The sequence below is a fragment of the Nocardia sp. NPDC005366 genome (assembly GCF_040606855.1).
Classification (GTDB): Bacteria; Actinomycetota; Actinomycetes; order Mycobacteriales; family Mycobacteriaceae; genus Nocardia.
In genome coordinates this window covers 1-25,404 of record NZ_JBEXFQ010000040.1, presented here as the reverse complement: position 1 = coordinate 25,404, position 25,404 = coordinate 1, and the positions used below count along the sequence as shown (strand labels likewise).

21 protein-coding genes are annotated in these 25,404 nt (G+C 68.3%); 14 read left to right on the top strand and 7 right to left on the bottom strand.

The window, feature by feature from the left end:
• Positions 1-46: 46 nt before the first annotated feature.
• Positions 47-1,309 carry an ABC transporter substrate-binding protein gene (locus ABZS43_RS31705; protein WP_355039667.1) on the bottom strand — a complete coding sequence of 421 codons (1,263 nt, stop codon included), beginning with the start codon at positions 1,307-1,309 and terminating at the stop codon, positions 47-49.
• Between the two features lie 436 nt (positions 1,310-1,745).
• On the opposite strand from ABZS43_RS31705, the gene ABZS43_RS31700 reads away from it, so the two are divergent.
• Positions 1,746-3,086, top strand: a complete 1,341-nt coding sequence (locus ABZS43_RS31700; RefSeq protein WP_355039666.1) for a DUF2236 domain-containing protein — start codon at positions 1,746-1,748, stop codon at positions 3,084-3,086.
• A gap of 96 nt (positions 3,087-3,182) precedes the next feature.
• Here ABZS43_RS31700 and ABZS43_RS31695 read toward each other — a convergent pair whose 3' ends face one another.
• Together ABZS43_RS31695 and ABZS43_RS31690 are read right to left on the bottom strand one after the other, a co-directional pair.
• Positions 3,183-4,268 (bottom strand): aminoglycoside phosphotransferase family protein, encoded by a 1,086-nt coding sequence (locus tag ABZS43_RS31695; protein WP_355039665.1) that lies wholly within the window; start codon positions 4,266-4,268, stop codon positions 3,183-3,185.
• 67 nt (positions 4,269-4,335) lie between these two features.
• Positions 4,336-5,388: a TIGR03857 family LLM class F420-dependent oxidoreductase gene (locus ABZS43_RS31690; RefSeq protein WP_355039664.1), complete on the bottom strand. Its 1,053-nt coding sequence runs from the start codon at positions 5,386-5,388 to the stop codon at positions 4,336-4,338.
• Positions 5,389-5,524: 136 nt separating this feature from the next.
• Here ABZS43_RS31690 and ABZS43_RS31685 point away from each other — a divergent pair, with 136 nt between their 5' ends.
• Complete coding sequence (locus ABZS43_RS31685) at positions 5,525-6,142, top strand: helix-turn-helix domain-containing protein (protein WP_355039663.1); 618 nt, start codon at positions 5,525-5,527, stop codon at positions 6,140-6,142.
• A gap of 5 nt (positions 6,143-6,147) precedes the next feature.
• Here ABZS43_RS31685 and ABZS43_RS31680 read toward each other — a convergent pair whose 3' ends face one another.
• The 4 genes from ABZS43_RS31680 to ABZS43_RS31665 all read right to left on the bottom strand — a co-directional run bounded on the left by ABZS43_RS31680 (position 6,148) and on the right by ABZS43_RS31665 (position 11,071).
• On the bottom strand, positions 6,148-7,674 hold the full coding sequence (locus ABZS43_RS31680; RefSeq protein ID WP_355039662.1) for a serine/threonine-protein kinase: 1,527 nt from the start codon (positions 7,672-7,674) through the stop codon (positions 6,148-6,150).
• A gap of 18 nt (positions 7,675-7,692) precedes the next feature.
• The gene (locus ABZS43_RS31675; RefSeq protein ID WP_355039687.1) at positions 7,693-9,192 is read right to left on the bottom strand and encodes a serine/threonine-protein kinase; all 1,500 of its coding nucleotides are present in this window, start codon (positions 9,190-9,192) and stop codon (positions 7,693-7,695) included.
• Between the two features lie 44 nt (positions 9,193-9,236).
• Positions 9,237-9,479, bottom strand: a complete 243-nt coding sequence (locus tag ABZS43_RS31670; protein WP_355039661.1) for a hypothetical protein — start codon at positions 9,477-9,479, stop codon at positions 9,237-9,239.
• Positions 9,480-9,562: 83 nt separating this feature from the next.
• Positions 9,563-11,071: a sugar transferase gene (locus tag ABZS43_RS31665; RefSeq protein ID WP_355039660.1), complete on the bottom strand. Its 1,509-nt coding sequence runs from the start codon at positions 11,069-11,071 to the stop codon at positions 9,563-9,565.
• Positions 11,072-11,518: 447 nt separating this feature from the next.
• Here ABZS43_RS31665 and ABZS43_RS31660 point away from each other — a divergent pair, with 447 nt between their 5' ends.
• The 12 genes from ABZS43_RS31660 to ABZS43_RS31605 all read left to right on the top strand — a co-directional run bounded on the left by ABZS43_RS31660 (position 11,519) and on the right by ABZS43_RS31605 (position 25,291).
• Positions 11,519-12,781: a class I SAM-dependent methyltransferase gene (locus ABZS43_RS31660; RefSeq protein WP_355039659.1), complete on the top strand. Its 1,263-nt coding sequence runs from the start codon at positions 11,519-11,521 to the stop codon at positions 12,779-12,781.
• A complete protein-coding gene (locus ABZS43_RS31655) occupies positions 12,778-13,560 on the top strand; it encodes a glucose-1-phosphate cytidylyltransferase (protein ID WP_355039658.1) in 783 nt (260 codons plus the stop codon). Before ABZS43_RS31660 ends, ABZS43_RS31655 begins: the two co-directional genes overlap by 4 nt.
• Positions 13,557-14,207 (top strand): PIG-L family deacetylase, encoded by a 651-nt coding sequence (locus ABZS43_RS31650; protein ID WP_355039657.1) that lies wholly within the window; start codon positions 13,557-13,559, stop codon positions 14,205-14,207. Before ABZS43_RS31655 ends, ABZS43_RS31650 begins: the two co-directional genes overlap by 4 nt.
• 3 nt (positions 14,208-14,210) lie before the next feature.
• Positions 14,211-15,272, top strand: a complete 1,062-nt coding sequence (locus tag ABZS43_RS31645; protein WP_355039656.1) for an SDR family oxidoreductase — start codon at positions 14,211-14,213, stop codon at positions 15,270-15,272.
• Positions 15,269-16,465, top strand: a complete 1,197-nt coding sequence (locus ABZS43_RS31640) for a methyltransferase domain-containing protein (protein WP_355039655.1) — start codon at positions 15,269-15,271, stop codon at positions 16,463-16,465. The genes ABZS43_RS31645 and ABZS43_RS31640 overlap by 4 nt, the downstream gene beginning before the upstream one ends.
• Before the next feature lie 368 nt (positions 16,466-16,833).
• Complete coding sequence (locus tag ABZS43_RS31635) at positions 16,834-17,664, top strand: glycosyltransferase family 2 protein (protein ID WP_355039654.1); 831 nt, start codon at positions 16,834-16,836, stop codon at positions 17,662-17,664.
• 29 nt (positions 17,665-17,693) lie between these two features.
• Complete coding sequence (locus ABZS43_RS31630) at positions 17,694-18,743, top strand: glycosyltransferase family 4 protein (protein WP_355039686.1); 1,050 nt, start codon at positions 17,694-17,696, stop codon at positions 18,741-18,743.
• Positions 18,740-19,903, top strand: coding sequence for a glycosyltransferase family 4 protein (locus ABZS43_RS31625; RefSeq protein ID WP_355039653.1), 1,164 nt, complete (start codon positions 18,740-18,742; stop codon positions 19,901-19,903). Before ABZS43_RS31630 ends, ABZS43_RS31625 begins: the two co-directional genes overlap by 4 nt.
• On the top strand, positions 19,900-21,375 hold the full coding sequence (locus tag ABZS43_RS31620) for a lipopolysaccharide biosynthesis protein (protein WP_355039652.1): 1,476 nt from the start codon (positions 19,900-19,902) through the stop codon (positions 21,373-21,375). Before ABZS43_RS31625 ends, ABZS43_RS31620 begins: the two co-directional genes overlap by 4 nt.
• Positions 21,372-22,376 carry a glycosyltransferase gene (locus ABZS43_RS31615; RefSeq protein ID WP_355039651.1) on the top strand — a complete coding sequence of 335 codons (1,005 nt, stop codon included), beginning with the start codon at positions 21,372-21,374 and terminating at the stop codon, positions 22,374-22,376. The genes ABZS43_RS31620 and ABZS43_RS31615 overlap by 4 nt, the downstream gene beginning before the upstream one ends.
• A 15-nt stretch (positions 22,377-22,391) precedes the next feature.
• A complete protein-coding gene (locus ABZS43_RS31610) occupies positions 22,392-23,768 on the top strand; it encodes a hypothetical protein (protein ID WP_355039650.1) in 1,377 nt (458 codons plus the stop codon).
• Positions 23,768-25,291, top strand: a complete 1,524-nt coding sequence (locus ABZS43_RS31605; protein WP_355039649.1) for a hypothetical protein — start codon at positions 23,768-23,770, stop codon at positions 25,289-25,291. The genes ABZS43_RS31610 and ABZS43_RS31605 overlap by 1 nt, the downstream gene beginning before the upstream one ends.
• The last annotated feature ends 113 nt before the right edge of the window (positions 25,292-25,404 follow it).

Below are 25,404 nucleotides of genomic sequence, written 5' to 3'. Positions count from 1 at the left end.
CCGCCGCAGGCGCGGGCGGCCTGCCGACCACGGTCACCCAGGTCGATTACGCTGCGCCCGGGATCAGCTTCAGAACCTCGGGGCTCGGGGTGATGAACCCTCCGGAAACCGGGGTGGTCTTCTTGTCTCCGGTCACCTCGAACAGCAACATGTCCGTGGTGCAGTTGGGTGTCGTGGCCTTGCCGCAGGTCAGTTTCGGGCCGAGGAAGCTCTGATAGTCGGTGAGCCCCTTGAGCGCGGTGAGGATCGCAGGCCCGGTGAACTCCGCCGGGCGCGCCGAGGTCAGCGCCTGAGCGAGATCGACGAATGTGGCGAAGGTGCCGTACGCGTAGAACCCGGCCGTCCCACCGGCATTGTCGATGAATTGCTGCGCCGTCTTCAGATTGGTTTTCGCCGGCTCGGGAGCCGACTCGATGGCGGGCGGCAGCCACACCGGCGAATACGTCTGAGCGCCGACGGCCTGTGCCCCCATGACGTCGATGAATTCCGTGCACGCCGCGAGAAATACGGTGCCGGAATACTTTACCGACCTCAAGGCTTGGGCCAGCTTGTTACAGGTGTTGTCGTTGGGCGCGGTCATCAGACCGCCCGCGGCGGGGGAACCGTCCGCGATCGTGGACGCGAGTGCGGTGAAATTCGGTCCGGCGGGCGGGTAGTAGGCGCTCTTGACGTCGATGCCCAACTGCTTGCCCAACGGCGTGAGAAGGTTGTCGAACACCTGATGCGCTTGGGGCAGGTCGGAGTTGACCAAGGTCAACGAGGTCTTCCCGGCCTGCTTGAGCGATTGCAGGAACCCGACCAGGAATGCCGCCGCGGGCGGGCCGAAGAATACGCGGTTCTCGGTGACCGCGCCGGTCGCGGTATTGAAGGGAATCTGGCCGACCAGCGGAATTCCCGCGGACGTCAGGATCGGCATGGCTGCCGACGATTCGGCGTTGTAGCCGTCGACCGCCGCCACCACACCGGCCTGCACGAACTGGTTGGCGCAGGAGATCGTCGACTCCGGCGAGGTGTTGTCGATACCGCAGTCGACGACCTCGATCGGGCGGCCGTTGATGCCGCCGATCTGGTTGTTGATGTACTCGAGCGCCGCGTTCTTGCCCGTTGTCACACCCGCCTGGGTCGCCGGGCCCTTCGACGGATTGAACAGGCCGAGCTTGATCGGCGCACCGGATGCCTTGATACCCGGCGTAATCGCGGTCGTGTTGCCGCCCGCATCGGAATTGTTGTTGTCGCTACATGAAACGACGGAGAACACACACGCGGCGGCTAACGCCGCCGCGGCGATTCGGCCGGTTTTGATACCCATTCTGAATGCCTCTCCAGGCCGGGCGTGCCAGCGATCAACATCCGGCCATCCCGTCGAGCTACACATTTCGACGCCGGATCGCACGTTCGACGATTTCCGGCGACCCGATCTCGATTGTGATCTGGGCCACTAGAAGCTAACTCAGCCTTACACGAGTGTCAAGCTGAATCCCGCCAGCTATTTCCAGGGTGAAATACGAGGCGAGATGCCCTGTCCGCGTAGTCGGCCGGGAATCCGAGCCCGGTCTACCGCGCCCCGGCCGCGGACGGCGCAAGGCCGACAGCGATGAGCGGATTCCTTCTGCGGCATGTTCGGCCCGGTCCTGCGATCCGATTTCAGCGGCGAGACGGCTCGGTTATGGTGAGACTATTAGAGCTTATGTTGTCTCACGACGTGAAGGAGCCTGACCATGCCGAGGGCCGACCAGACACGACCTATGACCGACCATCCGTTCGATTTCTATTACGCGCCGGACAAGGAGTTGCGCCCGGCACCCCCGCGTGCCAGCGACTCCTCCGGTCTATGGAAGCGCCCCTGCGAACTGGTCCTCTCGTCGTGGTTGACGGTGGCCGAGCAGCCCGCCGACACCGAACTCAATCGCCTTTTCGCCGACCACTTCTGGCAGGGCGACGAGATGATGGACGCCGTTGTCGAGGCTTTCCGTGCGACCGGCATGGAGCGCGGGCGCGCGATGTTGGACCAGGCTCTCATCCACGGCATCGACAGCGTCGAGGATGCCCCGCAGGCGTTGTCGGACCTCTTCCGAAGCCTGGACAACCCGCCCGAATGGCACGATCCGGACCAGTGGGAGCGGGGTCGGCGGCTGTGGACGGATTCGTCCTTCTCGGGGAAGCTGTGCATGGCTGTGCTCGATTTCATGGCCACATTCGTCGGGGAGGAAGTGTCGAGCGCGGTCGGAGCGACCGGCCGTTACGTGGGCGACTTCGCGACACGAAACCTCGAGACGAACCTGTGGTTCGCCGCCATGGCCGAACCCGATGCGGTGCAACGCAACTCACCACGGTTCCATGACACGATCCGAGTCCGGCTCATGCACTCCCAGGTCCGGGCCGGACTACGGCGTTCCTGGGGTGACGAGCATTTCGCCCATCACGGCAACCCTATTTCGAACACCTCGATCATGGGCGCTTCGTTGTCGTTCGGTTTGTTCCCGCTGCTGCTCGACCACGCGCACGGCCGCACCCACACGCGCGACGAACTCAACGACGTGACGATGTACTGGGCATACATCGGCTATATATTCGGCGCGGCAGAAGAATTGGTCCCGAGAAACCTCGACGACGCGTTGGCTGCCCTGCACTACCAATTCAGCACCATCGGCGGGCCGTCGGACTGGACCGCGTCGATGGCCGTGGCCGCCACCGAGCACTTCGGCGGCCACGGCCTGAAAACGCGAATGAGAGTGGCGGCTGCTGCGCCGGTGCTCGGCGTGATCGCGTACTTCAGCGGCGCACCGGGTGTGCGAGCACTGTTGCGGGACACACCACTTCGGGCCGTTCGTATCCAGCCGTGGGATACCGTCACGAAGTGGATCGTGGCGACGAACGTCACCGTCCGCAGAATCGGCGACCGGCTTCCCGGCTCCGACCGTCGCGCTCGCCGCCGACTCGATAGAGGCGACTTCTTCTGGCGGTTGGTGGTCTGGCACACCCGGCATACCTCCGCGAAGAAAGGCGTGACGTCGACGCGCTACACCCACCACAACGACACCGCCGCCACCGCGATCGGGTGCCCCATCGCCCGACCAGCCGGTTGAGCCGGTCTCGGTGCTGTCGGTACCGGAGGGCAAGTCGGTGCCGGAAGGCTGGTACTCGATATCCGACGACACCGAGAATGCCGTAAGTCGGTGTGCTCAATGAGGGCGGATGAGGTCGAGCGTGCCGAGATCGCGGATCGCCTCGCACCCACGGCGCAGCATGACTGCCATCATCTCGTCACCGCGCTCGGTGGTCGAGGCGAACGCGCAACCGAGCGTCGAGATCAACGGCACCTGCAACATGCCGAATCGGTAATCCTGCCAACATGTTTGCCGGTCGTACCCGGTGATCCCGTACTCCAGCAGCGCGTCGTGGTAGCGGTCGACGAGATCGGCTTCGCTCTCGCGCCGCGCGTCGGGAAGCAGGCTGGTACCGAGGAAATAGGCGAGATCGCGAGCGGGCAGCCCGACGCCCATGGTCTGCCAGTCGACCACGCTCACCGCGCCCATGCCCGCGTCGAACAGCAGATTGTCCAGCCGGTAGTCACCGTGCATGAGCGAGAACCGTTCCCGCTTGTCCAGCAGCCACGGCGTGACGAGTCGCATGGCGGCGGTGAGAGTCTCGCGGTCGCCGACGGCGAGCCGTTGACCGAGTTTGTCCAGGACGATGTCGGCGGCCATCCGGGAGATCTCGCCGAGCCCTTCGGACGCGCCGATATCCCCCGGTTTGGGCATCGCGCATTCGGTGAGCGAAAGCCAGTGGGGATCACACCAACTCGGCCCGTGCAGACCGGCCAGTGCGGTGACCGCCAATTCCGCGTCGTCGGCGCCGCACCCTGCCAGCTGGTCGCCCTGCACCGCGGGGGTCAGATCGGCGAGCAGCAGGGCGAATTCGCTCCCGTCGTCGTTGATGGCGCTGAAGTAACAGCGCGGGGTCGGCACACTCAGGCCCGCCGCCGCTTTCGCGTAGAACGCGACCTCGCTCACGTACCCGAGCACGACCCCGGCCCGCACCGCGTCATCGAGTACGGGAAGTTTGATCACGAATGTGGCGGGCAGGTCGCCCGGATCGGAAAGGTAGGTCGGCGTGACGCGGTACGTCGCGCCGGTCTGGCCGGTGCCGACCGGTTGGACGTCGACATCGCCGATGGTCACCGCGGTGTCGGCGGTGCTCAACGCGGCGGACAGCCACGCACCGGTCACGTCGTCGGGTCGGCGCGGAATCGTCGCGGGTGCGGTCATGGCGCTCACATTCTCTCGAAGCGCCTGGCGGCGCGATGGATCGGCGATACGGCGGCCGGGGCTCGTGTCATGGGCCGACCGCTCGCTCGCGATAGGCGGTGACGATCGGTTCGAGTTCGTCGGGGGTGCAGCCGTGCAGGATCACCGCGTCTGCGCCGTAGTCGAATTCGTGGCGGATCCGCCCCACGCAGCGCGCGGCGGAGCCGGTGGCCGAGGGTTCCAGCCATTCCTCGGGCAGGAGCGTGGCGATATGCTCGATCTGTTCCGTCGATGCCTTGTGGTCGATGCCGCCCGGAATCGCGGTGACGACCGGGTCGGCCCGGAAACGTTGCAGGACAGCGGGATCCCAGTCATTGGTTCGGACGAGTAGATCGCCGTAGCCCTGGAGATAGGTCGCCAGGCGCGCGACGGTCTTCTTCAGCCGCAATTCCTCGGGAAGATGATCGCCGACGGTCGCCAGACACGACCACACCCGCACGGCGTCGGGGTCGCGGCCCGCCTGCTCGGCCGCCTTCTTCACGATGTCCACACTGCGGCGCAGCGTGTCGGGGGTGAAATAGGTGTGCAGGATGACGTCGTCGAAGGCTCTGCCGCCGAGGGCGAGCGACCGGGGACCGAAGGCGACGAGACCGAGGCGGATATCCTCGTCGAAATCCGGATCGAGGAAGAGCATCTGGTATCTGCCGATCGGTCCGTCGTGGCCGATGATGACCTCCCCGCGCCACAGCCTGCGCATCACCTGCGCGAAATCCTCCATCTGGGCCGTGGTCACCGCGGGCACGCCGAACGCGGCGTACATGGCCGCGACGCCGCGCCCGATGCCGAGGGTGAACCGTCCGCCGGACAGCCGGTGCATGGTCGTCGCCCATGATCCGGTGATGAGCGGATGGCGGGTGTTGTGATTGGTCGCGGCGGTGGCGATCCGCATGCGCTCGGTGACCGCGCACGCAGCACCCACCAGCGAGGCCGCCTCTTTGACATTCCAGCGTTCGGAGATGAACGCGGTGCCGAAGCCGAGTTCCTCACCCCGGCGGGCCTCGTCGACCAGGGTCCGCGGACCCGCACCGCCCGCGCCCGCCAGCAGGTAGTAGCCCAGTTCATCGAGTACGCGCGGACTCATCGGGCGACTTCCCCGACGGCGAACCCGCCGACAACCGAGGGAACTGGGAATGTGGCCTGCGTCATGAGCGGCCTTCCATGTGAAGTAGTTGACACTCGTCAAATAAGTTAGTTGTCGAGCGTCTAATATCGCAAGGGTGCCTTCGCCGACCCCACGACTGACGCAGCCGGAGCGCGTCGAGATCTCCAACCGCCGACTGGTCCGAGCGGCGTTCGAATTGATCGCCGAAAAGGGATGGGAAGCGACGACGGCCGCCGAGATCGGCAGGCGCGCCGGTTACAGCCGCGCCATGGTCCACGCCCGCTACGGCAGCAAGGACGCCGTACTCGAAACCTTCTTCCGCGACGACTACGTCGAACGGCTCGCGCCCGATCCGCGGCCGGACGCCACCGGACTCGAGCGCGCCGTCGCCCATTTCGACCGCGTCGCCCAACTCCACGGCGAAGATCCCGACTTCCTGCGCGGGATGTTCATCGCGGCGTTCGAGGCGGTCAAAACCACCTCAGGCCTTCGCCCCCGCGTGCGGAGTTACCTGCGGCACGGAACCGGCGGGGTCGAGGCGGGCCTGCGCGACGGGATTCGGGACGGATCGGTCCGCGCCGATATCGATATCGAACGCGCGGCGGCCGATATCGCCACGGCGATATTCGCGGTCGCCTACCGATGGACGGTATTCCCCGACGAGTTCGATCTGATTCCGGAGCTGGAATACGTTCGGGCCCGGCTGGTCCGGACCTACGGCCGGAACCGGTAGTCCGATCACAGCGGCGCGGTGTTCCACCACTGGTCGTAGATCTCCTGCCCGGTGTGGTGATCCCAGTTGACATCGATGATCGCCCAGGCGCGGTCCGGATCGTCGAAACGCAGGGTGAGCAATCCGGTATTGCCGCCCGGATAGTAGCTCCACCGCACCTTGCCGGAACCGGACGGACGGGTCCAGGCCGTCTCGCGGGTGGTGTCGTTGTCGATATTGGTCTGGAAGGTCGAATCGCGACGCGGATCTCCGCGGCGGAAAGACCATACGTAGTAGTGGATTCCGTTGTCCTGCGTGCATTCGAGCGCGGGCGCTCCCCCATTGTTGAGGACGTTCAGGTCGGTGCAACGCGCACCCTGGTAGCCGGAATCGGCGGGCGCGGCGGGCAGCAGGGCCGGAAACAGCGCGACGAGTTCGTTATCTCGTCCCCATGCTGTGACCTTCGGGGCGGTGGTCGTCACCGACGGCGGCGAGGCGGTGACGGACGCGGCGGTCGGCGGGTCCGAGACGGGAATCCCACTGCCGGACACAGTGTTTCCCAGCCCGGTGGTGATCGCGACCGCGAGCGCGACCACCCCGAGTACGACCGACGCGCCGATCGCGGCGGCGACGGCACGGGACCGGCGGCGCCCCGCGGGCGGCGGCGCGGGGGTGACAACCGGGGGTCGTACGTCCGGGGGCGGCGGCGGTGGCGGGGTGAGCGCCCGCGTCACGGCGGCGGCGAAGGCCCCGCAACTGTCATAGCGTTCGGCAGGGTATTTGGCCATCGCGGTCGCGACGACCTCGTCGAGCGCGGGCGGCAGCGACGGATCGGACCGCGACGGTCGCGGCGGCGGTTCGGCCAGATGCGCGTGCAATACCGCCGCGGGCGAGGTGCGGATGAATGGCAATGTGCCGGTGAGCATCTGGTACAGCGACGCGCCCAGCGCGTAGATATCGGCCCGATGGTCGACGGTCTCACCGCGGATCTGCTCGGGCGCGGCGTAGCCGAGGGTCGCGATCAGCGCGCCCGCCGCGGTCAGACCGGTGCTGTCGTCTCGGCTGCGCGCGATCCCGAAATCGGTGACGAATATCTGGTCGCGCCCGTCGGAGTCGACTCCGACGAGGATATTGGCGGGTTTGACGTCGCGATGGAGCAGTCCGCGCCGATGGGCGGCGTCGAGCCCCGCCGCGGCCTGCGTGATGATCGCCGCGATGCGCGGCAACGGCAGCGTCCGGCGACCCCCGGCGATCAGATGGGAGACGTCGGAGCCCGCGACATACCGCATCGAGATCCACAGCGCGTCGTCCTCGCTGCCCCGGTCGTAGATCTCCACGATATTCGGATGATCAAGTCGGACGGCCAGTTCGGCCTCCCGTTCGAAACGCGTGCGGAATTCCGGATCCGCGCCGACGGAGGTGTCGAGTACTTTGAGGGCGACCGAGCGTGGTAGCCGAGGATGGCGGGCCAGGTACACCACACCCATTCCGCCCGCACCGATCGTCCGCTCGATCCGGTATCCGGCGAATACCGTCCCGCTCCGCAGCACCATAGTTCGTCCTGTCCCAGCTCAGATCGGCGCGCCGACCCACCATCGGTCGAAGAGATCCTGGCCGCTGCTCCCGCCCGACGCGGCGACGGTGCAGAAATTCCTGGACCGATCATCGAACGCTACTTCCAGCAACCCGAAACCGGCGATACTGTCGATCGACCATCGGACCGTACCGCTGCCCGAGGTTCGCACCCACCGCTGCTCGCGCACTTGCGCGCGTCCGGAGGTGTCGGGGGAATAGGTTCTCGCCCGCTTCAGCGGATCACACCGGACATTGACATTGATACCGCCGTCGTCGGCGGCGGGACAGTGCAGCCACGAACCGGCGTCGTCGTTGACCGCGCACCGCATCCCCTGGTATCCGGTGCCCTCGGGATCGCTCGGCAGCAGACGCGGGAAGATGTCGACGACGAAAGACGCGGCGCCCCACGGCGACGCCGCCGGGGTGGTCGGTGCCGGAGAGGAAGCCGCCGACGCCGATGACGGCGCCGGGGTCGATGAGATCGGGCCCGCGACGGGAGAACTCGGCGATCCGGTGACCGCCCGCACGACGACGGCGGCGGCGATCACCGCCACGACCACCAGCGCCGACAGCGCGATCAACGCGGGACGGAGGCGGCGTCCGACGGGGGGCGGCGGCGGACTCGGCGTCGGCGGGCGATCTGGCGTGTTCGGGATCCGCGGCCCGTCGAGCGCGCGGATCGCCGCTGCCGCCAGCTCACCGCAACTGCCGTATCGGTGCGCCGGATTCTTCGCCATGGCCCGTGCGACGACCTCGTCGAGGGCGACAGGCAGCCGGGGGTCGGCCAGCGAGGGTCGCGGTGGCGGCTCGTTCAGGTGCGCGTGAATTGTCGCGCCCGGCGCTCGTCGACCGAAAGGTACGCTGCCGGTAAGCATTTCGTATAGCGTGCAGCCGAGTGCGTAGACGTCGACACGGTGGTCGAGCGGGGCTCCGCAGAGTTGTTCCGGTGCGGCGTAGGCGAAGGTGGCAGGCACCGATCCCGCGGTGGTGAGCGAACCGGAGGCGTCGAGCGATCTGGCGATGCCGAAATCGGTGATGCGAACCGTGTCCGACCCGTCGTCGGCGGCGGAGACCAGGATATTGGCCGGTTTCACATCACGGTGCAGCAGTCCGCCGCGATGCGCCGCGTCCAGGCCGCGCGCGGCTGCCTCGATGATGCGCACCGTCCGGTGCGGCGGCAGCGCCGCGGGGCCCCGCCTGATCAATTCGGCCGCGTCGACACCGTCGACATAGCGCATGGCGATCCAGAGCAGGTCGCCTTCGGCGCCCCTGTCGTAGATCGACACCACATTCGGATGTTCGAGCCGCGCGGCGAGTTCGGCCTCCCGCTCGAAGCGCGCCCTGAACTCCGCGTCGGCGGCGAGTCCGGAGTCGAGGATCTTCACCGCGTCCCTGCGCGGCAACCGCGGATGCTCGGCCAGGTACACCGCACCCATACCGCCGGAACCTATTCGCCGGACGATGCGATACCCGGCGAAGACCTCGCCCGGACCCATGGACACCGCGCCTGCTCCTCCCTGCCCGTGAACCACCGGCAGCCTCAGTCGCGGCGGCCCTCGCGGAAGTAGCGGATCGGCCCGAAGAAGTTCACGGCAATCACGAAGGCCCACTTCACTTTGCTGCCGTTGACCTTCTCGGCCGGACGCATCGCCAGATCCGCCCACGCCGTCGCCGCCAACGACAACTGCACGCTCGCGAGAACCAGAACGACAGTCTGCTGCCACGGCGCCAATTCGGCGAACTTCTTCTTCCGCAATCTCCGCGCCGGCGTGGCCTGGCTCATCGTTCCTCCTGGTGTGGGCGACGAGCGTGACCTCCACGCTCGATACCATTATTGCTACAGCACCGCGCAGGAACACCGCCCGCTCAGTACGCGCCGTCTCCCTCGGCGACGGCCCGCACGGTCTTGGCGATGATCCGCAGATCCAGCAGCATGGACCAGTTCTCGACATAGGACAGATCGAGTTCGACCGATTCCTCCGGAGCCAGATCGGAACGGCCGCTGACCTGCCATAGGCCGGTGACGCCCGGCCGGACCAGCAGACGCCTGCGGGTAACGCCGTTGTAGGAACGCACCTCGCGGCGCACCTGCGGGCGGGGGCCGACCACGCTCATGTCGCGGCGCAGCACGTTGAAGAACTGCGGAAGTTCATCGACGCTGTATTTGCGCAGGAACCGGCCGACCGGGGTGACCCGTGGATCGTTCTCGAGTTTGAAGAACAACGGATTGCCGCCGTTACCCGCGATCAGCGCGGCGATCTCGCGGTCCGCGTGCACGTACATACTCCGGAATTTGATCATCCGGAAAGGTTTGCCGTCCATACCGATTCGCTCTGAAAGGTAGAAGACCGGACCTTTGCTGGTGAGTTTCACGACGACGGCGACGACCAGCAGCGCGGGTGCGATCAGGGTCAGCGCGAGCGATGCGAAGCAGATGTCGAAAACGGCCTTGCTCAACGAGAGCGCGCGATCGTATCGGGGCTTCTCGATATGCAGCATCGGCATACCGGCCAGCAGTTGACTCGACATCCTGGTACCCGAGATGTCCATGACGCCGGGCGCGACGATGAGCTCGGCGCCAACGGTGTCGAGATCCCAGGCCAGGCGGCGGATATCGTGCGGGCCGAGCCGGTCGGTCGCCATCACGACGACGGTGTCCGCGCCGGTGCGACGGGCCGCGCGCACGACCGAACGGTCGTCACCCGCCACCGGGATCTCCCGGTCGCCGACCCGGATCGTCGCGGGTGCGCCCGGATCGGGACCGGTCGCGGTGCACACTCCGACCACGTCATAGCCGTGCAGGTGATCGCGCGAGAACGCGGCGGCGATGGCGCGCGCCGCGTCGGGTCCGCCCACCACGAGCACCGAATGTCGATAGCGGCCGAGGGCTCGGCTCCTGGCGGTATGGCCGCGCCACATCATCCGGGTCGCCGCCAGACCGGCCAGGCCGAGCGGCAGCGCGACGGTGAGATAGTCGTAGGTCGCCTCGACCCGCAGCGCCAGCGAGACGATCGCGATCAGCCCGAACAGATGCAATGTCGCGGAGACCAGGCGTCGATACTCCGCACCGCCCGCGCCGACCGTGCCCCTGGAGCGGGAGTCTTTCCAGCCGAGCAGGATGGACCAGGCCACCACGATGCCCACCGAGAGCACGGTGTTGGGGAGGTCGAGCGCTGGATCCCAGACCAGCGGCCGAGGGGAGGAGGTGCCGAGGGCGAACAACTGGGCGAACAACACCGATACCGCCACCACGATGACGTCGGTGACGACGATGCGGCGCAGGTAGTTGGTGCGCCAGTCGCCCCGTTCGCCGGGACGGGCGACGTGCGGGCGCGAGCCGACCGCGCCACTGGGGACAGCCAGCTCGAAAACCATGAGAAGCACCTGCTCGAAACTTGAACCGTCGCATTTTTCCGCGGCCCGCGAGGCGTCGCGGAAATCCCTTGGGCAGCACGTCCGGCGACGTTGTGCGGAGACGATTCGAAGCCGGGCCGATCTGTTGCGAAAGTATTGCTCTCCGCGCCGGTTCCGCACAAGTGATGGGAGGCAGCTCACAATGACGGCGAGTTTCGGTACACACAGATCGGGTACGTGCGGACAACATGAGGCGTCGGCAAGATCATCCCCCGCGTCCGATCCCCGCGCGCGGGACCGTCCTGCGGTAACTGAGAACATGCTGTTCACCCGGGGATCGATGAATTCGGAGACCCTCCGACTCGCAATCGCGGCGCGCGGATGCTAATTTTTCCCGGTCGGCAGAGGAGTCAGCTTCTCGGACTTCGGGGCGCCGCCGATATCGGTTGAGTTTTCGAGTGGAGCCGCGTGCGTTGTCGTTTGTGTGACTCGGTCCGGTTGTCGAGCGTTGTGGACCTCGGAGCCACACCTCCGTGTGAGAAGTTCCTGTCCGCAGCCGAACTCGACCTGCCGGAACAGACCTATCCGCTGCACCTGCGGGTCTGCGCGGACTGCCTGCTGTTACAGATACCGGCGCTCATCACCCCCGAGGACACCTTCACCGAATACGCCTATTTCTCCTCCTATTCCGACAGTTGGGTCCGCCACGCCGCGACCTTCGTCGACGAGGCGATCACCCGGCTCGGACTCACCGCGGACTCGTTCGTGGTCGAGGTCGCCAGCAATGACGGCTACCTGTTGCGCAGTGTGGTCGACGCCGGTATCGGCTGCCTCGGCATCGAACCCTCGGTCAACGTCGGTGCCGCCGCGCGCGAAGCCGGGGTGCCCACCGTCACCGCCTTCCTCGACGAGGCGCTCGCGGCGAGGGTGCGCGCCGAACACGGACCCGCCGACCTGGTGGTGGCGAACAATGTCTACGCCCACATCCCGGATCTGCGCGGTTTCACGCGGGCGTTGCGGACGCTGGTCGCCGAGGACGGCTGGCTCTCGATAGAGGTGCACCACGCGCTGAATCTCGTGCGACACGGTCAGTTCGACACGATCTATCACGAGCATTTCCAGTACTACACGCTCCTGTCGGCCCAGCGCGCGCTCGCGAGCGCCGGACTGGCGGTGGCCGACGTGACCGAATTGCCCACACACGGCGGATCGCTGCGGATCTGGGCGCGCCCGCGGGCGGTGGCCGAACCGACCGAACGGGTGGCCGAACTGCTCGCACGAGAAGCAGCCGCGGGACTGCACGATATCGAGGGATACGCGGCGCTGCGCACCCGCGCCGAGACCGTGCGCCAGGATCTGTTGCGCTTCCTGCTGGAACAGCGCGCGGCCGGGCGACGGGTGGTCGGCTACGGAGCGCCCGGCAAGGGCAATACGCTGCTGAACTACTGCGGCATCCGGCCCGATCTGCTCGAGTACACGGTGGACCGCAACCCGTACAAACACGGCCGCTACACCCCCGGCACCCGCATCCCGATCCATCCGCCCGAGCGCATCGACGCCGACCGCCCCGACGTGGTGGTGGTACTGCCGTGGAATCTGGAATCGGAGATCACCGCACAACTGCGTCATATCGGCGAGTGGGGCGGGCGATTGGTCTATCCGATGCCCACCGTGCGGGTCATCGACCCGAGCGTCATCGGCCCCGACGTCGTGGAGGTCGTCCCGGTATGAAGGTCGTGCTGTTCTGCGGCGGGTATGGAATGCGTATGCGCCACAGCGATACCGATGTGGTGCCCAAACCGATGCAGATGGTCGGCCCGCGCCCGCTGATCTGGCACGTCATGCGGTACTACGCGCATTTCGGGCATCGGGAGTTCATCCTGTGCCTGGGGTACGGGGCCCACCACATCAAGAATTTCTTCCTCACCTACCAGGAGACGATGTCGAACGATTTCGTCATTCGCGGCGGAGCGGTGGAACTGCTCGGCTCCGATATCGCGGACTGGACGATCACCCTCGTCGACACCGGGGTCGAATCGGCGATCGGTGAACGGCTGCGCCGGGTGCGCCCGCACCTCGACGGTGACGAGATGTTCCTGGCCAACTACTCCGACGTCCTCACCGACGCGCCGCTCGACGACATGGTCGGCAGACTCCGCGAGTCCGGCGCCGCCGCCTCCATGATGGTGGTGCCGCCGCAGTCCTCGTTCCACTGCGTGGAGATGCGGCCGGACGGCGAGATCAAGGAGATCACGCCGGTGGCCCAACTCCCGATCTGGGAGAACGGCGGATACTTCGTCCTCACGCAGGAGATCTTCGATCATCTGCCGCCCGACGGCGATCTGGTGGAGGACGCCTGCGGCGCGCTGGCCGCGCGGGGACGACTGCTCGGCTACCAGCACTTCGGATTCTGGAAACCCGCCGACACCTTCAAGGAACGAGCCGAACTCGACGCGGGCTACCACCGTGGCGAGCGGCCGTGGATGGTGTGGGAGCGGCCCGCGCCGTGATCACGCTGACGACCGCGCCGCTGCGCGAGATCGCGGTACTGGGCGCGCACTGCGACGATATCGCCATCGGCATGGGCGCGACCCTGCTCACCCTGACCCGCCGCCATCCCGGCCTGCGGGTCCGCGCGCTCGTGCTGTCGGGGGGCGACACCCCGCGCGCCGAGGAGGAACGCGAGGCGCTGGAAGCTTTCTGCGGCACCGCCGATCTGGACCTGACGGTGCTCGACGTGCCGGACGGACGCGCCCCCGCGCACTGGGCGGCGGTCAAGGACGCGGTGGCCGCGTTCGGCCGCGGCATCGAGCCCGAGGTGGTGTTCGCGCCCCAGCGCGGCGACGCCCACCAGGATCACCGCACCCTCGCCGAACTGGTGCCGACCGAGTTCCGTAACCATCTCGTCCTCGGATACGAGATACTGAAGTGGGAGGCCGACACCCCGAAACCGGAACTCCTGCATCCGGTTTCACCGGAGATCGCGGCCGAGAAGGCGAGCCTGCTCATGCGGTGCTATCCCTCGCAGGTCGGCCGCGACTGGTTCGACGAGGCGGCGTTCCTCGGCCTGGCGCGAATCCGAGGGGTGCAGTGCCATGCCGCGTACGCGGAGGGTTTCGTGATCGACAAGGCCGTCATCGAGTTCGGAGGAATGTAGCGGATGCGTGTACTCGTCACCGGCCATCAGGGCTATCTCGGCACCGTCATGGTGCCGGTCCTGCGCGCGCACGGCCACGAGGTGACCGGTCTCGATATCGGCTATTTCGCCGACTGCGTGCTGGGCGCGGCGCCACAGGATCCGCCCGGCATCGCGACCGATCTGCGCGATGTGACCGCCGCTCAGCTGGCCGGATTCGACGCGGTGATCCACCTGGCTGCGCTGTCGAACGATCCGCTCGGCGCGCTGGTCCCGCAGGTCACCCACGACATCAACCACCACGCCTCGGTGCGGCTGGCCCGGCTGGCCAAGGACGCGGGCGTCGGCCGGTTCCTCTACGCCTCCACCTGCTCGGTCTACGGCGCGGCGGGCAGCGGACTGGTGGACGAGAGCGCCCCGCTGCGCCCGCTGACCCCCTACGCGCAGAGCAAGGTCAGGGTCGAGGACGATCTGGTGGCGCTGGCCGATTCCGGTTTCAGCCCGGTATTCCTGCGCAATGCCACCGCTTTCGGATTCTCGCCGCGCCTGCGCGCCGATATCGTGCTGAACAACCTCGTCGGTCACGCGGTGCTGGACGGGGTGGTCAAGGTGCTCTCCGACGGGACCCCGTGGCGCCCGCTCGTCCACGCCGAGGACATCGCGCGCGCGTTCGCGGTCTGCCTGGAAGCGCCGACGGCGGCGATCCACTGCCGGGCCTACAACATCGGCACCGAGACCAACAATCTCACCGTCGCCGATATCGCCGAGGCGGTCGCCGATGTAGTGCCGGGCGCGCGGGTGCTGATCACCGGGGAATCCGGGGCCGATCCGCGCTCGTATCGCGTCGATTTCGCCGCCGCCCGCCGCGAACTCGGGTTCGAGGCGCGATGGAGCGTGGCGGACGGGGCCGATGAGCTCTACACCGAGTACCGCGACCGCGGTCTCACCGCAACGGATTTCGCCGAACGTTTCGTGCGCCTGGCCCGGCTGCGCGAACTCGGGGAACGCGGCGATATCGATGCCGAGCTGCGTCGGACCGACCGCGCCGTGGCATCGGCCCCGGCGCACGGGAGCGCACTCCTGTGACCGTCGTCGCGGCGGCATGCAGGGCGTGCGGCGGCCGGGATCTGGAGACCGTGCTCGACCTGGGCCGCATGCCCGCCGCCGATCATTTCCCGCCCGCGCTGTCACCGGTTCGGCAGGACGAGGCGGCCTACCCGCTGTCCATGACGCAGTGCCGCGCGTGCGGGCTCGCCCAGCTCGGCCGAGACGATACCGACACCGCCGAGCCGCGTGGCCTCGAGCCGCGCGCGCTGCGCGAGCAGGCCGCCGACGCGGTCGCCCTGGTCGCGGCGGCGGGGTTGCTGCGCGGGCGGACGGTGCGCGAATTCGGCAGTCCGCACGGCGGGAGCTGGCTGGGCCTGCTGGCCGAACGCGGCTTCACCCCCACCGAGGGTCCGGCCGAGGTGGTGCTCGACAGTTTCGGGTTGATGCACGAACCGGATCAGCGCGCGGCGTTCGCCGCACGGGCCGCCGCCACCGCGCCGGGAGGGGTACTGCTCGTGCAGTACCATTCGCTGCACACCATCGTGGCAGGAGAACAGTGGAATGCCTTGCGGCACGGTCACTTCGCGTACTACACACTGGCCGTGCTGCGCGGATTGCTGCGCGCGGCCGGTATGTCGGCGCGGGCCGCGTGGGAATTCGATCTCTACGGCGGCACGGTGCTGATCGCCGCCGTCCACGATGCCACCGCCGTCGATGATGCCACCGCCGTCGATGACGCCACCGTCCAGGATGCCACCGTCCAGGATGCCACCGTCGGTGATCCCGTCTGGGCCGACGAGGAGTCACTGCGGCGCGTGCTCGAGCGCGAGGCCGGTATGGACGATCCCGCCGTCGTGCGCGGACTGCAACACGCGGCCGACCGCAACACCGCCGCGTTGCGCCACCGGCTCGAAGAGCTTGCCGCGCAGGGGTCGACGGTCTACGCCTACGGCGCGGCCTCTCGCGCGGTGGCGTTGCTGTGCCGCGCGGGTGTGCACCGAGGTTTGCTGGCGGCGGTGGCCGACGCCTCCCCCGCCAAGCAGGGCAGACGGATGCCCGGCACGGATGTGCCGATCATCGGTCCGCTCGAACTCGTCGCGGCCGACCCGGACCGGGTCCTGCTGACGATCCCCGATCTGCGCACCGAGGTCGAGGAAATGTATCCCGAACTGGCCGGACGCTGGATCATCGACGAGCCGTCCGCGATATCCGGGGAGCGGCCGATCCGATAGCCCACAGGTAGGGGTGGTACCGATGTGAGGTCGACCACGTGCGGTGAATTCGGGTTCTCACCGCCGGTAATTCAAGATAGCTTTTCTATTGCTCTGCCGACTTTTTATTCGGAATGCACAGGGCACCACATGACGAGGGCAGTATGAAAGTTCCCGGGACGCGACCGCGGCAAGAGCGGTCGGCACACTCCCGCCGCACCGATTCGGCGTGTCGGACGCGATTCCTCCTCTGCCAGGCCGGATCGCCCGCCGAGGTCTCCCGCGAAACGTGATGTCGGCGCATGGTTTCCACATCACGTCGACCAACAGTTCACATCATTTGCCGCCATATTGCTGAATTAATTCTTATCCCATGAAAAGGAGGGGAAGTGGTCAGCCTTTCGGTCTGTGTCCCCGCCTACGAGGCCGGACGCACGCTGGAGCCGACCCTGCGCTCGATTCTGAGCCAGGACGCCGACTTCGAACTGCTGGTACTCGACAACGCGAGCACCGACGCCACGGGAGATATCGCCGCGTCCTTCGACGACCCGCGGCTGCGAGTGGAGCGCAACGAGACCAGCCTGCGGATCGGCGACAACTGGAACAGGGCGATCCGGCTGTCCACCGGCGACCTCGTGAAAGTGGTCTGCGCCGATGACATCCTGCTGCCGGGCTCGCTGACCGCCCAGCTCGAGGTGATGCGCGATCCCGCGTTCGCGATCAGCTCCTCACGATTCCAGGTCATCGATGAATGCGGCTCGCTGGTCGAAACCGATCTCGGGCTGCCCGGCCTGCACGGCGTGCACAGTTCGCGGTCGCTGGCCCGCACCATCGTGCGGCGCGGACCCGCCGATTTCGGACCGACCGCCGCCGCGATGTTCCGTCGCGAGCATTTCGACCGGGTCGGCGGATTGCGCGGGGACCTCGTCTTCCCGATGGATGTCGACCTGTTCGCCCGTGTCGGGCAGTTCGGCCTGTTCTACGGACTCACCGAAGTCGCCGCGGCATGGCGGGATTCCACGTTCAATCTGTGCAGCCGGACCTCGACGTTCAGCAAACTCACCGAACTGCTGCGGTTCCATCACCGGCTCGCGCGCGATTGCCCGCGCCTGCTCTCGCCACTGGACGTGGCCGTCGGCGATATGCGCCTGGCGCGCACGGCACTGCATCGACTGCGGGTGCGTGCCACCGCGCTGGCGCTGACAGGATGGCGGCGATGACCGAATCCGATATGCCGTTGCGGGTCCATATGACCGGGTCGGAATGGTTCGGCTCGGCGCCCGGCGGGTTGAACCGCTACTTCACCGATCTCTACAGCGCGCTCGCCGCCCGGCCTGATGTCGCGGTCACGGCCGCCGCCTTCGGCACACCGCCCGAGGGCGGGCGGTCCTGGGGGCCGGTCGGCGGGTCGACCTGGCGGCGGGCGCGCGCCGCCTACCTCGACCGCGCGAGGCCGGGTCCGGTGATCCTGGACAGGCATTTCGCGCTGTACGGGCCACCCGCGCGCGGCGGGCATCCGCTGGTGGTGCATTTCCACGGTCCGTGGGCGGCCGAGAGCCGGATGGCGGGCAGCGGCGCGCTGGCCGTCCGCGCCAAATTCGCGATCGAACGAGCGCGGGCCGCGAGCGCCGACCGTTACGTGGTGCTCTCCGAACATTTCCGCGACCTGCTCGTCACGGAGTACCGGATTCGGCCCGAGGCCGTGCGGGTGCTGCCGCCGGGCGTCGACCTGGCGCGTTTTCGTCCGCGCGAAGCCGAGCACGCGGCAACGGGGCCGGTCGTGCTGTGCGTGCGCAGGCTGGAGCATCGGATGGGGATCGACGTCCTGCTGCGCGGCTGGCCATCGGTGGTCGCGGCGCGCCCGGAGGCCCGGCTGGTGATCGTCGGCACCGGCACCGCCGAGGCGGCGTTGCGCGAACAGGCGGCCCCCTACGGCGACACCGTCACCTTCGAGGGCAAGGCCACCGACGACCGGCTCGCGCAGTTGTACGCGAGGGCCGCATGCACGGTCGTGCCCTCGGTGGCGTTGGAGGGTTTCGGGCTGATCGCGCTGGAATCACTCGCGGCCGGACGCGCGCCCATCGTGACCGACTGTGGCGGACTTCCGGATTCGGTGCGCGCGCTCGACCCGTCGCTGATCGTCGCGTCCGGCGACGCGGAGGCGCTGGCCGCACGGCTCGCCGCCGCCCTGGACGGAGAGATACCCGATCCGGCACGGTGCCGCGCGCACGCGCGAACCTTCTCCTGGGCCGCCGCCGCCGAGCGGCACGTCGCCATGTACCGGGAGCTGACCGGATGATCACCGCCGTGTTCCTCACCCACACCGCCGCGCCGTCCGGGGCCGAACTTGCGACGCTGCGGCTGCTCACCGCGCTCGACCGCGGTGACGCGGTGCACGCGTCGATGCTGCTCACCGAGGACGGACCGCTTGTCACGCTACTGCGCCGCCGGGGGATCCCGGTGACGGTGTGGCGCAACGACTTCGACAGCCGATCACTGACCATCGCCGGGTCGGGGCCGCTGCGCCTGATCCGCGGCGCCGCCGAATTGGTGCGACTCGGTCGCGGCCTCGGCACCGCCGTCGCGGACGCCGGGGCCGATGTCCTGGTCGCGCAGAGCACCAAAGCGCTGCTCATGGGCGCGATCGCCGCGCGCCGCGCCGGGGTGCCGCTCGTCTGGCAGGTACACGACCGGATCTCCGGTGAATATTTCGGCGGCCCACTGGCATTCGGACTGCGCGTACTCGGCTGGCTGGCGGCGCGAGGGGTCGTCGCCAACAGCCGTGCCACCCTGCGGACGCTGCTGACCCGAGGCAGGCCCCACACCGTCGCCTATCCGGGACTCGAGCCGGGCCCCGCGGTCGAGCGCGCCGCCCAGCCCGCCCCGGAGGCGGTGCGGATCGTCATGGTCGGCAGACTCACCCCGTGGAAGGGCCAGGACGTACTGTTGCGCGCCCTTGCGCTGCTGCGGCAGCGGCCCCTGTCTGTGCGATTCGTCGGCGGCACCTTCTTCGACGAACAGAACTACCGCGCCGAATTGGAAAGGCTCGCCGCCGAACTCGCGGTGCCGGTCGAATTCACCGGCCATGTCGACGATCCGAGCGCCGCATTCGCCGAGGCGGATATCGCGGTGCACTGTTCGGTGACCGCCGAACCGTTCGGGCAGGTCGTCGTGGAGGCGATGCGGGCGGGCTGCGCGGTCGTCGCGGCGGACGCCGGCGGTCCCACCGAAATCGTTCGCCGGGACCGCGACGGACTGCTCGTGGCGCCGGGGGACGTGTCCGCCCTTGCCGCGGCGCTGGACCGGCTCATCGCCGACCCCGCGCTGCGCACCCGGCTCGGCGCGTCCGCGCGAGAGCGCGCCGCGGACTTCGGTATCGAGGCGACCGCGGAGGCCGTGACCGGTCTGCTCGACACCGTGCTGCGGCGACGCGCGTCGGATTCGGCGGCGCCGCGATGACCCTGCCCACCGAACGCACGGTTCCCATCCGGATCCGCCCCCGCTACTACCCGGTCTCGCTGGACGGGCTGCGCGCGCCCGAATACGATCCGCCGACCGAAGTCCTGCCGGTTCAGTACATCGACCCGCCCACGGTGAAACTTCCCGTCCTCACCGTAGACCTGTGGGACGGCACGCCGCCGGGTACGCCGGCCGGATTCGGTTCGACCCGCACTCGCGAACTGCTCGGCGTCCTGCGCGATATCGCGTACGTGAGTTTCGGCAAATACGGCCAGTACCTGGTGACGGTGGCGACGCTGCCGATCATCGCGCGCGTGCTCGGCGCGTCGGGACTGGGTCTGCTGGCGATCGGCATGTCGTCCTACTTCCTCGGCTCGCTGATCGTCGATCTCGGGATCACGTCCTTCCTCGCGGCGCGGGTCCAGGAGACGGGAGTGCGCCGGGACTCGGTGAACCGCACGCGCGGAACATATCTCGCGATCCGCTCGTCCCTGCTCGGCGTACTCGGGCTCGCGCTCGCCGTCGGCACGGTCGCCGGTGCGCCGGAACATCTGCACATGATCCTGCTCGGACTGTTCGTCGGCGGTTTCTGGGCGATGTCGGAGGACTGGGTACTGATCGGGCAGGGCCGGTTCGGGGCGTCGACCGTCTACCAGGCGGTGGCACGTCTGGCCTATCTCGGTCTGCTGCTGGTGGCGCTGCCGCACTGGCCGACCGCCACGGTCGCGCTGCTGTGCCTGCTCGCGTCCGCGACCGTCAGCGTGTTGCTGACCTGGTGGGACACCTGGCGTGGTTTCGGCCCGCCGTCGAAGCCGCGCGAGGTGTTCGCGATGCTGCGGGTGGCCGCGCCCGTCGTCGCCGGCAGGCTGATGACGACCAGTTACGGCCAGGGTTCGGCCACGGTCTACGGTTCGGTGCTCGACGCGATGTCGCTCGGCCTGTATTCGGCCTCGGACCGGCTGGTGCGCGCGGTGCAATCGATGCTGGACCCGATCGGGTTCGCGCTGCTGCCGCGCATGGCCAAGCGCAGCGGCGAGCAGCGGTTCTGGCCCGATGCCAGTCGCGCGCTCGCGGCCTGTGTCGTCGTGGCCGGTGTGGCGTGCGCGGCCCTGTGGTTCGCCGCGCCGACGGTGGTCACGCTGGTATTCGGCCAGGAATTCGACGGCGCGGTCGCGGTGCTGCGGCTCGAGGTGCTGATCCTGCCCGCGACCACGGTGACCTCGTTCGTAACCACCGCGGTGCTCCCGGTACGGCAGGACACCGTCGGTGTCCTGATCGGCGCGGTGATCGGCACGGTCGTCGCGGGTGTGGCGCTGCTGCTCGCGGTGCGCACCCATTCGGTGTGGACCCTGGTCGGCGGCATCGTCGCCGCCGAATGCGCGGTCGCGCTCTGGTATCTCGCGCGCATGCGCGGACTGCGCGTGCGAGAGCGCGCCGCGGCGCGCTCGATCTCGGAAAGGGAGACGCGATGAAGATTCTCTTCGTCGGCGACGACTGGCTCGGAAGTAACGCCCGCTCGCTCGCCGAGGGTTTTCGGCGAATCGGGCACGAGGTCATCATGGTCGACTCGACCACAGCGACACTGCCGCCACGTCTTTCGCCGTCGTGGATGTACGCCAAATCGCATGAGCAGCGGGCCCCGTGGACGGTGGAGCACGTGCACACCCGCATCGAGCGCGCCGCGTCCGAACTCCACCCCGACCTCGTCTTCGCCTTCAAATCGGTCTACCTCGACCAGCGTCGCCTGCTCGATATTCCGGCGCGGCTGCACGTGCACTACAGTCCCGACGACGTCGCCAACCCGGTGAACACCACGCGGGCGTACCTCGCCAACGAGTCGCAGTGGGATCTGGTGGTGACCACCAAACGGCACAATGTGCCCGAACTGCTCGCCCGCGGCGCGAAGGAGGCACTCTTCGTGCGCAGTGCCTACGACCCCGCGTGGCACCATCCGTGCGCCCGGCGCACCACCAGGCAGTACCTGGCCGGATTCATCGGGGCGTGCAGGCCGGATCGCCGCGACGGCATGGTCTCGCTCGCACGGACCTACGGCGCGCAGTTGCTGGTATGCGGTCCGGGCTGGCGGCGGGTGCGACAGTTGCGCACCACCCGTGCCGAGGTGGCGGGCCCGGTGTACGGCGAGGATTTCTCGATGACAGTGGCGTCGGTGACCGCGAATCTGGTGCTGCTCAATTCCGACAACCGCGATACCCACACCTGCCGCACCTTCGAAGTGCCTGCCGCTGGTGGCCTTTTCGTCGGCGAACGCACCGACGAGCACGCCGAATTGCTCGAAGACGGCGCGGAGGCGTACCTGTTCTCCAGTCGCGACGAACTCGACGAGATCCTCGAACGCTGCACGCTGTACCCGGATCAGGTGGCCAAGATCGCCGAAGCCGGCTACCGCAGAATCATCGACGGCGGCCACAGCTACGCCGATCGAGCCAGGGAGATCCTCGGTGCGCTGGACTGAACGCGCGGTGCTGGCGTGACGGTACCCGCCCTCAACCCCGAAATCCTCGTCATCATCGCGGCATTGGTCGCGATGGTGGTGGCCGCCGCGCTGACCTCCGGCGTGCTGCGGGTACTGCTCGTCGCGCAGGCGCTGTACTGGGCGATGTCGTACGTGGCCCGCCCGGTGGTACTTCTCGCGGTCCTTCCCGCGCCGCGCTTCGGGGATAACGTGGCCGATCCGCGGCTGGCGGACCTGGGCTACGACGTGGCGATCGGCGAGGTACTGCGCCCGGTGGCCTTCGGCCTGTCCGTGTACGCGCTGATGATGCTCGGCTATGTGCTGTGGGCGCGACGGCATCGGACACCGCGCGTCGCCGTGCTCGCGGGCGACCCGGATCTGACGACCACCCTCGGCGTGCTCTACGTACTCGGCACCCTGGCCAGGCTGGCCGCCGTCGCCACCGGCGCGGCGGGCGGCGCGGGCGAGGTGCAGAGCGCGTCGCCGATATTGAGCCTGCTGACCATGCCCGCCACCCTCGGCGCGATCGGGCTGATCGTCTTCTTCAGGTCCGAGCGCCCCGTGAACACCGGGCTGCTGCTCGGCATCCTGACGCTCGGCGAGTTGTGGTGGACCACGGCGATCCAGTCCAAGACCCCGGTGCTCGGCGCGGCTCTCGCGATCGCGGTGCGGTTCGCGCTCACCGGCTGGTCGCGGGCGAAGATCGCGGGCATCGGGGTCGTTTCGATCGCCGGTGTCGGGGGATTCGGCTGGCTGCAATCGCTGAAATCGACGCCCTATCTGCGCGCCGAGGCGATGATCGTCGACTCCGCCTACCCGGAGCCGGTGCGCCCGTTCCTGAGTCTGCTGCGCCGGTTCGATCTGCTCGAGGCCGCGACCGACGCCTACTACATCGGCCCGTCCTCGTGGCTTTCCCCGAGTGAAGTAGTCGGCCACCTCGCGCGCAGCATGATCCCCGGCCAACTGCTGTCGGAGCCGAAACTGCAATCGGGCACCGCGTGGGCGAGCGAGGTGCGCGGCGCGTCGGTGGATATGAGTCAGGTCTCGGTATCACTGGCCGAAGGCAATGTGAACGAGGGCTATGTGATCGCCGGAACCTCCGGCGTCGTGATCGGCGTCGCGTTCACCGCCGTGCTGCTCGTCGGGTGGTCGCGAGCGCTGTACTCGCGACATCTGACGGCGGTGATGTTCGGCATCGCGCTGATCGAGGTTCCCGTGGTCTTCGAACGCGGAATGCTCGGCAGCGCGGAAACTCTCGGGAAATATCTGCAGGTCGTCGTCCTCGCCTGGCTCACCTATCTGGTGGTGGTCGAGTGGCGACGGTATCGGGAACGGACGACCCCGACCGGGCTATCAGCGCCCGCGGCCGTGGGAAGCAAAGGAAGCGAATAATGGGATTTGTCGACTATCTGCGTATCGCGCGCCGACGCTGGGCGGTCCTGCTGGCCGGGCTCGTGCTGGGGGTCGCGCTCGCGGCGTTCCAGATCCAGTCGACACCGAAGACCTACGCCGCGTCGAGCACGATGTACATCTCGATGGCGACCGGCACATCGGTCGCCGATTCGTACCAGGGTGGTCTGGCCGCGCAGCAGCGCGTGCGCTCCTACCTGGAACTCGTCTCCAGTGACGCCGTGGTGGATCGGGTGATCGGGCAGCTCGGGCTGCGGCTGTCGAGGGACGAGGTACGGGGCAAGATCACCGCCGACGCCCCGCCCGCCACCACACTGCTGACGGTGACGGTGACCGACGCCGATCCGGAGCGGGCGCGCGTGCTGACCGACGAGGTCGTCTCGCAATTCCGCGCACTGGTGGACGATCTGGAAACCATCGAGCGCACGGCCGCGCCCGCCGCCCGGGTCGCCGTGGTCGATCGCGCGCAACGCCCGACCGACCCGAGCGGACCGCAGTCCAGCCGCACGCTCGCCCTCGGCATCCTCGCCGGGCTGGTCCTCGGCGCCGCCGCCGCGTTCGTCTGGGAGCGGCTGGACCGCACGGTGCGCACCGCCGCCGAACTGGAGGGGCTCGCACCGATACTGGGTTCGGTGACTCCCGGCGCGGAATCGGAGACCGAGGAACTGCGCGCGCTGCGGGCCCTGCTGCCGGAGAAGGCGAAAGCCGTGCTGATATCGGCCATCGGCCCTCGGCCCGCGCCGAATGTGGCCGGTGCGCTCGCGGAGACGTTCGCCGCGACCGGGGAACGGGTGCTGCTGATCGATGCCTCGGCCGGGCGCACCGTCATCACCGCCGCCGATGTCGTGCGGTCCGACGCCGCCTCGGGTGTCGCGGACAGCCAGTCCGACTGGCAGGCGCACAACGGGCAGGCCGGCACCGGGATACCGGTGGCCGTCGGTGTCACCGATTCCGGCGAGATGCTGTTCGAGAACGCGGCGCAGCAAACGACCGTCCTCGATCTCCGCAAGATCCCGGCGAGGCCGCCGGTCGGCAACGGCGGCGCTACCGCGCATACCGCCCCGCCGCACACCGCCCCGCCGCATACTGCCCCGCCGCACACCGCCTCCGTGCCCACCGGCGGGCTCGGCGCGCTCCTGCGTGGCGAATCCGCCTTCGCCGACGCGGTACTCGCGCCCGGCGAGCACTCCTATTCGCTGCTCCCACTCGGCGACGCCGATCCGCGCACCTCGGATCTGCTGGCCTCGGCGCGATTCGACGCCGTGCTGACCGAGGCCAGGACACGGTTCGACCACATCGTCGTCGCGGCTTCGGGCACCGACGCACTCGCGGTCGCGTCGAAATGCGATGCCACCGTCGCGGGCGTCGAATTGCCCGCGGCGAATATCGACGGCGTCACCGCCGACCTGACCGCGCTGACCGGCGCGGGCGCGACGCTCACCGGAGTCGTCACCGTGCTGGTTCGCCGCCGCTGGGGCCGCCGCGTCGTACCGGAACACCGATGACGGCGCGGCAGGCGGGATCTCGGCGATGAGCGGGGTGGGACGCCGCCATCTGTTCGCGGCGGGCCTCGGCGCCGCCGCGGTCCCGCTCGCCGCGTGCGGACCGGTCCCGCCCG

Coding starts and splice junctions, on each gene's coding strand:
- ABZS43_RS31670 (WP_355039661.1), bottom strand. CDS start 9,479: ATGAGCCAGGCCACGCCGGCGCGGAGATTGCGGAAGAAGAAGTTCGCC.
- ABZS43_RS31620 (WP_355039652.1), top strand. CDS start 19,900: ATGACCCTGCCCACCGAACGCACGGTTCCCATCCGGATCCGCCCCCGC.
- ABZS43_RS31630 (WP_355039686.1), top strand. CDS start 17,694: ATGACCGGGTCGGAATGGTTCGGCTCGGCGCCCGGCGGGTTGAACCGC.
- ABZS43_RS31605 (WP_355039649.1), top strand. CDS start 23,768: ATGGGATTTGTCGACTATCTGCGTATCGCGCGCCGACGCTGGGCGGTC.
- ABZS43_RS31645 (WP_355039656.1), top strand. CDS start 14,211: ATGCGTGTACTCGTCACCGGCCATCAGGGCTATCTCGGCACCGTCATG.
- ABZS43_RS31655 (WP_355039658.1), top strand. CDS start 12,778: ATGAAGGTCGTGCTGTTCTGCGGCGGGTATGGAATGCGTATGCGCCAC.
- ABZS43_RS31705 (WP_355039667.1), bottom strand. CDS start 1,309: ATGGGTATCAAAACCGGCCGAATCGCCGCGGCGGCGTTAGCCGCCGCG.
- ABZS43_RS31625 (WP_355039653.1), top strand. CDS start 18,740: ATGATCACCGCCGTGTTCCTCACCCACACCGCCGCGCCGTCCGGGGCC.
- ABZS43_RS31680 (WP_355039662.1), bottom strand. CDS start 7,674: ATGGTGCTGCGGAGCGGGACGGTATTCGCCGGATACCGGATCGAGCGG.
- ABZS43_RS31675 (WP_355039687.1), bottom strand. CDS start 9,192: ATGGGTCCGGGCGAGGTCTTCGCCGGGTATCGCATCGTCCGGCGAATA.
- ABZS43_RS31615 (WP_355039651.1), top strand. CDS start 21,372: ATGAAGATTCTCTTCGTCGGCGACGACTGGCTCGGAAGTAACGCCCGC.
- ABZS43_RS31690 (WP_355039664.1), bottom strand. CDS start 5,388: ATGAGTCCGCGCGTACTCGATGAACTGGGCTACTACCTGCTGGCGGGC.
- ABZS43_RS31665 (WP_355039660.1), bottom strand. CDS start 11,071: ATGGTTTTCGAGCTGGCTGTCCCCAGTGGCGCGGTCGGCTCGCGCCCG.
- ABZS43_RS31695 (WP_355039665.1), bottom strand. CDS start 4,268: ATGACCGCACCCGCGACGATTCCGCGCCGACCCGACGACGTGACCGGT.
- ABZS43_RS31700 (WP_355039666.1), top strand. CDS start 1,746: ATGACCGACCATCCGTTCGATTTCTATTACGCGCCGGACAAGGAGTTG.